This window comes from Lactobacillus delbrueckii subsp. delbrueckii DSM 20074 = JCM 1012 (genome assembly GCF_001433875.1).
Lineage (GTDB): Bacteria > Bacillota > Bacilli > Lactobacillales > Lactobacillaceae > Lactobacillus > Lactobacillus delbrueckii.
The window spans coordinates 7697-12498 of sequence record NZ_AZCR01000025.1 but is presented as its reverse complement, the minus strand read 5'-3'; the positions used below and the strand labels follow the sequence as shown (position 1 = coordinate 12498).

Sequence of the window (4802 nt, the reverse complement as noted above, 5' to 3'; positions counted from 1 at the left end):
ATTTACCCAGACCAATTAAAGAAGTGCAGTCTGCAGATTTTGGCGGAGGGGCCGGAAGTCGGGGTTGCAATCGCGGCTAGTGACGACTTGCGGCAGATCTACAGCTTTGGCCATTTGGAATACTCCAGAGACACCTTGTCTGAGGAATACCATAGAGACCTTAATGCCGGTATCAATCCGCTTTTGCCGATTAACTACTTCCCGGATGACGATCCGGAGAAAAAGCCCCGCCTGACCTGGAGTCTGGCCGCCTCAACCTTCTTCAGCAACTGGATCAACTACGCCGTTTACCAGGAAACGCCATACGACCTGGCAGAACTGGACTAAAAAGAATTTGGACAAAAAGAAATCTGCCCCTACCAGGGAGGCAGGGACAGATTTTTTACTTGTGAATAAAGTCTAGAAGCGGTAATTCCGCCGGTCGATTAGGAAGTACTTGTCGTTTTTGGACATCTTGTTCACCAGATGGAAGGAGATGAAGAAAAGGACGGCGATGAAGGCCAGGAAGATCCACTGCCCTTCAGCGGAATTAAGGGAAGCCACGTAGTCGTAGCTACCGTGCAGGGCGGCTGGCACGACGATAGCCAAAACGCGGAAGAACTTGGACCGGATGTTTTTGCCCAGGTAGGCGTAGCCGCGGGCCAAGCCATAGAAGATCCCCATGAAGACGCCGAAGCAGGCGTGGCCGGGAACGGCCGTTACAGCCCGGACTAAGGCGGTAGAGAAGCCGTAGATCATGACGTAGGAGATATTTTCCCAGAGGGCAAAGCCCAGGGCCACGAAGACAGCGTAGACAACCCCGTCATACTGGCAGTTAAATTCCCAGCTGAACCAGGACCGGCGCTTTAAGAAGAAGTACTTGGCTCCTTCTTCAGCGTAGGCAACGATCACGAAGTACATGATGACGTTGTAGATTGGATCTTTTTGCGAGACATAAGAAGTTAAAACGCCATTGGCGATCCATTCAAGGATGCCGGCAATCACCGCTGACCAGATCCCCCCGGTCACCATTTTCCACAAAAGGTAGGGGCTTTCCGGCTCCAGCCGGTCAGATTGGTAAACCTTGATCATTAGGAAGATGGCGGGGATAACCGCGGCCAGGATAAGGAGCCAGTTGTAGATTAAAACTGGTTCTAGGAAGAAGAAAAACATGTTGGACCCACTTTCTATTCTTTGGATATGAATCTAGTTTACTCGCAAGCGGGGCTTTTTTTCAAGAAAGGAACAATAATGATCAAAATATTAGTGACAGGTTTTAACCCCTTCAACCATGAAAAAATCAATCCAGCCATTGAAGCAGTGAAATTGCTGCCAGACGAAATCTCTGGCTGTGAGATTATCAAGCTGCAGCTGCCGACCAGCTACCAGAAAAGTGAGAAAAAGCTGCAAGCAGCTGTTGAAAGAGAAGAGCCAGACTTTGTCTTAAACGTGGGCCAGGCCGGTGGCCGGGCCTGTTTGACTCCAGAACTAGTCGCCATCAACTATGATGATTGCCCGGTCGCGGACAATGACGGGGAAAAGCGGGAAGGACAGGCGATTGATCTGGAGGGCCCAGCGGCTTACTTTACCCAGCTGCCGGTTAAGGAAATGGTCAAAGCTATTAAAGCGGCGGGCATCCCGGCTGAAGTGTCGACCACGGCCGGCTGCTTTGTCTGCAACCATGTCATGTATTACGCGCAGAGCTTGAGAAAAGAACATCCGGGGATGCAGGCGGGCTTCATTCATATCCCTTTTTTGCCAGAGCAGGTGGTCAAGCGGCCAAATCAGCCATCAATGGCTTTGGAAACAATCGTGACCGGATTAACCGCGGCAATTGCTGCATTTTTTCCGGACGGGGACTAGGAAGAGTTAAATTTTTGGGAAAATAACGGCAAAAGTTTGGAAAACAAGGAAATCGCTGTCATCGGCATAAAATCAGCTTTCACGCTTAAAATGGTGCTATAATAATCTTAAGTAAAAAAGCGCTTTACAGAAAGAAGGCTGGTTAAAATGAGAAGCACGGAAGAAACCATGTTGATGGACACCATGATTGCCAATGGCGTCAGCAACAAGATGACCGAGCAGGCAACTGGTCTTGCGGCTCCAAAGCCGGTGCAAAAGAAAAATGCAGCTAAGCTGGAGACGCGTGACATGCTGCTGGCCAACGGGGTCGACGAAGAAATGGCCGACTTGGCGGCAGATCTGTAATTTAATTGAATAGTTTAGACCTGGCTTTCTTAGCCAGGTCATTTTTTTGCAATCGCCCAGGCTACCTCAAAAGGCTGGTAAATGATAAAATCAACTGGTGAGGAATGCATATGACACAATTTATTGAAAAAATTTCAGCCTTAGCCAAGGAATTTGCTGATCCGGAACTGGACCGGCAAGTGCAAGAGATCAAAATGATCGATGAGTGCGTATCTAGCCAGCGGATGCTGCTGTTCGCGCCAGACCGCTTAGGCATCAGTGATGACCGTTTTGCCGAGCTGACCTGGGAGCTGCCTGACAGCCAGATCAAGGACCTGCGGGCATTAAACAACCTGCTGAACAATGTCCGCCAGTACCTGTCCCTGGAATATGGGATCTGGTCACTGCCAAACATGGAGACGGCCCAGCTTCTTAAAAACGAATTAGGTATTGAGACAGTCCTGGAAGTTATGGCTGGCAACGCCTACTGGTCTAAGGCCTTGAGCGAGGCCGGGATTCAAGTCTGGGCCACGGATTCTTTAGAATGGTCCAAGAGCTCAAAGACCGGGAAGAAGCCTTTTTACCCAGTTGAAAACCTGCCAGCTGACCAGGCAGTCATGAAGTACGCGACCTGCGACATGATTCTCTGCTCCTGGGCGCCGAATTTTGGCCAGGCGGATTTGGAACTGATCGCTGCCAAGCAGCACTACGCTCCAGCTGCCCGCCTTTTTTTCATCGGGGAAAAAGGGGTGACCAATTCCCCGGAATTCTGGACCAGAAAGTATTTCGCCAAATCAAGCGAACTGAGAAAGATTAACCGCAGCTTTAAGTCCTACGACTTTATCAAGGAAAAGTTTATTGAGGTGAGCTGATGAAAAGGTACAAACTGTTTGTTATTTTGTCCACCTTTTTCCTCTTCATCATGATCGGCATCGTCTACTCTAACATGCAGTCCCAGCTGGCTGACCAAATTCTGCAGGCGCAGGGGATGAGCATGGAGGCCCGGATCGTCAAGCCGAAGAAGACCATGACAATTGCCTCCTTCCTTAAGTGGATCAAGAAAGAATTCCCTAAGGAAAGCATCCAGATGCAGTTCAAGAGCAAGGAGGACAAGAACCAGGTCTTGATCTGGTCACAAAACCGGGACCTCAACTACTTCCCTGTTTCCAGTGGCCGCTTTTTCAGTGAAGATGACTTTAAAGGGCAGGTCACCATCGCGGCGGTCTCCCCATCTTCAGCGGCTGCCCAGATCAAGACCCAGGGCAATACTTACTTGATCGCCAACGGCCAGTACTATTCAGTTGTCGGCAGCCTTAAAGCTGTGCCATACCAGTCCAGCAAGGCCTACTACTTGACGACGGGGGTTAAGCAGGAAACCGGGCAAAGCCGGATAAACCACTTTACCTTGTACGTGGACGCCAGCAGCCAGACGATCGGCAAGATCGCCAGCCACTTAAAGAGTGAGACCTATTGGCCGGACTTCGTCAAGCGGGGCCGGCAAAGAAGATTGACGCTTCTCATGCCAGAAGCCCTATTGATCCTCTTTTTGCTGGGCGTGGGGGTCCTTTTGATGGGTCTTATTGCCTGGCTTACTTGGAAAGAAACTGATTTGAGCCATGTTAAGGGAGACCTGTTGCCCAACCTCCTCTTGAACCGGAGCGGGCGTTTTATCGTCTTTATGGTCCTGGAAGCTTTTGCCTCCTACTTCCTCTTGGTGTGGAAGGCCTACTACAGCAACCAGAGCATTTTAGGCCTGCTTTTGCTCGGGACAGTCGTGGTTGAACTGGCAGTATATGTTGGAATGATGGTTTATATGTACAGAAAGGGGAAACAGGCGGATGATTGAGATCCCAGACCAGTTTAAGGAGAAATTTATGGGTCTGCTTGGCCAGGAAGAAGCCGGCAAGCTGCTTGAGTCATTGGCTGAGCCAAGCAAGAAGGCTTACCGGATCAATAGTTTGAAAAAGGGAGCAGTGGTATACCCGCAAGAAGAGGCGGTGCCCGGCATCCCTAACGCTTATTACGGTGAAGTCTCCGGCAAGGACCCGGAATGGACAGCTGGCCTGGTTTACTCGCAAGACCCGGCAGCCATGTTCCCGGCCCAGGCAATTCCAGTTAAGCCAGGTGACAAGGTTTTGGACTTATGCGCGGCTCCCGGCGGGAAAAGCACGGCTTTAGCCCAGAAGCTGCAAGGTGAGGGCTTATTGGTAGCCAATGAAATTTCGCCGTCCCGGGCCAAAATTTTGCGGGAAAACTTGGAGCGGTGGGGCATTTCTAACGCTGTCGTTACGAACTGCGACTCTTTTGCCTTGAGCGCCCGTTTCCCGGGATTTTTTGACGCGATCTTAGTGGACGCGCCATGCAGCGGGGAAGGAATGTTCAGAAAGAGCGAGGACGCCATCAAGTACTGGAGTCAGGAGAATGTCGACCTATGTGCAGACCGGCAAAGGGAAATTTTGACTGAAGCGGTCAAGATGCTTAAGCCGGGCGGGTATTTGCTCTATTCGACCTGCACCTTTTCACCAGAAGAAGACGAGGGAATCGTCAGCTGGCTGCTGGATGAATATGGCTTCAAGCTTTTGCCAATTGCGGCAGAGAAAGCCGCGCCAGGCCGGCCGGAATGGGGCAACGGGGAT

The 4802-nt window shown here is 50.7% G+C and carries 7 protein-coding genes; 6 read left to right on the top strand and 1 reads right to left on the bottom strand.

Features of this window, described 5'->3' with window-relative positions; translation table 11 throughout:
- The coding region (locus FD23_RS10440; RefSeq protein WP_236743884.1) for a homoserine O-acetyltransferase/O-succinyltransferase family protein at nt 1–327 on the top strand (327 nt) is incomplete at its 5' end.
- Nucleotides 328–399: 72 nt separating this feature from the next.
- Here FD23_RS10440 and FD23_RS04960 read toward each other — a convergent pair.
- On the bottom strand, nt 400–1152 hold the full coding sequence (locus FD23_RS04960) for a PrsW family intramembrane metalloprotease (RefSeq protein WP_052933670.1): 753 nt from the start codon (nt 1150–1152) through the stop codon (nt 400–402).
- A 78-nt stretch (nt 1153–1230) separates the two neighbouring features.
- Between FD23_RS04960 and pcp the strand changes: the two genes are divergently transcribed.
- From pcp to FD23_RS10435, 5 genes are all read left to right on the top strand, one after another.
- On the top strand, nt 1231–1842 hold the full coding sequence (pcp, locus tag FD23_RS04955; protein WP_080988402.1) for a pyroglutamyl-peptidase I: 612 nt from the start codon (nt 1231–1233) through the stop codon (nt 1840–1842).
- 147 nt (nt 1843–1989) lie between these two features.
- On the top strand, nt 1990–2187 hold the full coding sequence (locus tag FD23_RS04950; protein WP_002880372.1) for a hypothetical protein: 198 nt from the start codon (nt 1990–1992) through the stop codon (nt 2185–2187).
- A gap of 110 nt (nt 2188–2297) precedes the next feature.
- Nucleotides 2298–3038 (top strand): hypothetical protein, encoded by a 741-nt coding sequence (locus FD23_RS04945; RefSeq protein WP_025895870.1) that lies wholly within the window; start codon nt 2298–2300, stop codon nt 3036–3038.
- Entirely contained in the window at nt 3038–4012 is a 975-nt protein-coding gene (locus tag FD23_RS04940; RefSeq protein ID WP_003615224.1) for a hypothetical protein, read from the top strand. Before FD23_RS04945 ends, FD23_RS04940 begins: the two co-directional genes overlap by 1 nt.
- Nucleotides 4005–4802 (top strand): RsmB/NOP family class I SAM-dependent RNA methyltransferase (locus FD23_RS10435; RefSeq protein ID WP_236743883.1); only part of this gene is annotated, 798 nt, incomplete at its 3' end. The genes FD23_RS04940 and FD23_RS10435, both read left to right, overlap by 8 nt.

What these genes read in the sequence shown, in the direction of transcription:
- FD23_RS04950 (WP_002880372.1), top strand. Translation starts at nt 1,990, where the DNA reads ATGAGAAGCACGGAAGAAACCATGTTGATGGACACCATGATTGCCAAT.
- FD23_RS04960 (WP_052933670.1), bottom strand. Translation starts at nt 1,152, where the DNA reads ATGTTTTTCTTCTTCCTAGAACCAGTTTTAATCTACAACTGGCTCCTT.
- pcp (WP_080988402.1), top strand. Translation starts at nt 1,231, where the DNA reads ATGATCAAAATATTAGTGACAGGTTTTAACCCCTTCAACCATGAAAAA.
- FD23_RS04940 (WP_003615224.1), top strand. Translation starts at nt 3,038, where the DNA reads ATGAAAAGGTACAAACTGTTTGTTATTTTGTCCACCTTTTTCCTCTTC.
- FD23_RS04945 (WP_025895870.1), top strand. Translation starts at nt 2,298, where the DNA reads ATGACACAATTTATTGAAAAAATTTCAGCCTTAGCCAAGGAATTTGCT.